Annotated in this window: 1 protein-coding gene; it reads left to right on the forward strand. The window is 71.4% G+C overall.

What is annotated here, in order from left to right; genetic code table 11:
* Nucleotides 1-1878 (forward strand): type I polyketide synthase (locus E1289_RS37425; RefSeq protein ID WP_131988901.1); only part of this gene is annotated, 1878 nt, incomplete at both ends.

Consider the following 1878-nt stretch of genomic DNA (forward strand, 5'->3'; position numbering starts at 1 on the left):
CCATCCCCACCCCCTACGAAGGACACCTCGGAAACGGCAGCGCCCCCAGCATCGCCTCCGGACGCCTGGCCTACACCCTCGGCCTCCAAGGACCCGCCCTCACCATCGACACCGCCTGCTCCTCCTCCCTCGTCGCCCTCCACCTCGCCTGCCAATCCCTCCACAACCACGAAACCGACCTCGCCCTCGCCGGCGGCGTCGCCATCATGTCCGCCCCCGGGGTGTTCGTGGAGTTCTCCCGGCAGCGCGGACTGGCGCCCGACGGCCGCTGCAAGCCCTTCGCAGCGGCCGCCGACGGCACCGGCTGGTCGGAAGGTGTCGGGCTGCTGCTGGTCGAACGGCTGTCGGACGCGCTTCGCAACGGCCACCCCGTACTGGCCGTCGTGCGCGGCTCGGCGGTCAACCAGGACGGGGCGAGCAACGGCCTGACGGCGCCGAACGGCCCGTCCCAGCAGCGGGTGATCGAGGACGCGCTGGCCAGCGCGCGGCTGGCCGCCGCCGAGGTGGACGTGGTGGAGGCGCACGGGACCGGCACCCGCCTGGGCGACCCCATCGAGGCGCAAGCACTCATCGCCACCTACGGCCGACAACGCCCCGACGACCGGCCCCTACGGCTCGGCTCAATCAAGTCCAACCTCGGGCACACCCAGGCCGCCGCCGGTGTCGCCGGAATCATCAAGATGGTCGAGGCGATGCGGCATGGTGTGCTGCCGCGGACGCTGCACGTCGACGAGCCGACCCCGCACGTCGACTGGTCCGCGGGGACCGTCGAGCTGCTCACCGAGCAGGTCGAATGGCCGGAGACCGGGCGGCCGCGGCGCGCCGCCGTCTCCTCCTTCGGCATCAGCGGAACCAACGCCCACCTCATCCTCGAACAAACCCCCACGAGCACAGACACCGAAACCGCACCCACGCCCTTAACGCTCCAGACCGGCACGGACGGAGAGGCGCAGGCCAGGGAGACCCCTGAGCCGGACGTACTGCCGTGGTTGCTGTCGGCGAAGACCGAGGCGGGTCTTACCGCACAGGCGAAGCGCCTGGCCGAACATCTGGACGCCCACCCCGACCTGGACCCCGGTGAAGTGGCCTGGGCGCTGGCCACCACCCGCTCCACCCTGGATTACCGCGCCGTCATCACCGGCGACCAGGCCGGGCTGCGCGAGGGGCTAGAGGCTTTGGCGGCCGGTGAGCCGCACCCGGCCGTGGTCACCGGCCGTGCCCTGCCCGGCCAGGGCGGCAAAACCGTGTTCGTGTTCCCCGGCCAAGGATCACAGTGGGCCGGGATGGGCGCCGAACTCATGGCCACCAGCCCGGTCTTCCGCGACCACATCCACGCCTGCGAACAAGCACTCTCGCCGCACGTGGACTGGTCCCTCACCGACCTCCTCACCACCGAAGGTGCGGCGTCGCTGGACCGGGTCGACGTCGTCCAGCCCGCACTGTTCGCCGTCATGACCGGCCTGGCCCACCTATGGCGGTCCCTGGGCGTCGAGCCCGACGCGGTGGTCGGGCACTCCCAGGGCGAGATCGCCGCCGCCTACACCGCCGGCGCCCTCACCCTGCAGGATTCCGCCCAACTCGTCGCCCTGCGCAGCCGCGCACTGACCGCACTGGCCGGAACCGGCACCATGGCCGCCGTCCACACCACCCCCGACGACCTGGCCGACCTGCTGCCCGACACCGTCACCATCGCCGCGGTCAACGGACCCGCCACCACCATCGTCGCCGGACCCCACCACGCCATCACGGTTCTGCTCCAACAATGCGAGCAGCGGCAGATCAAAACCCGCCGCATCGACGTCGACTACGCCTCACACAGCCCCGCCATCGACACCATCACCGACCACATCACCACCGCCGCCACCGGCATCACCCCCC

The organism is Actinomadura sp. 6K520 (assembly GCF_004349245.1).
Taxonomy (GTDB): Bacteria; Actinomycetota; Actinomycetes; order Streptosporangiales; family Streptosporangiaceae; genus Spirillospora.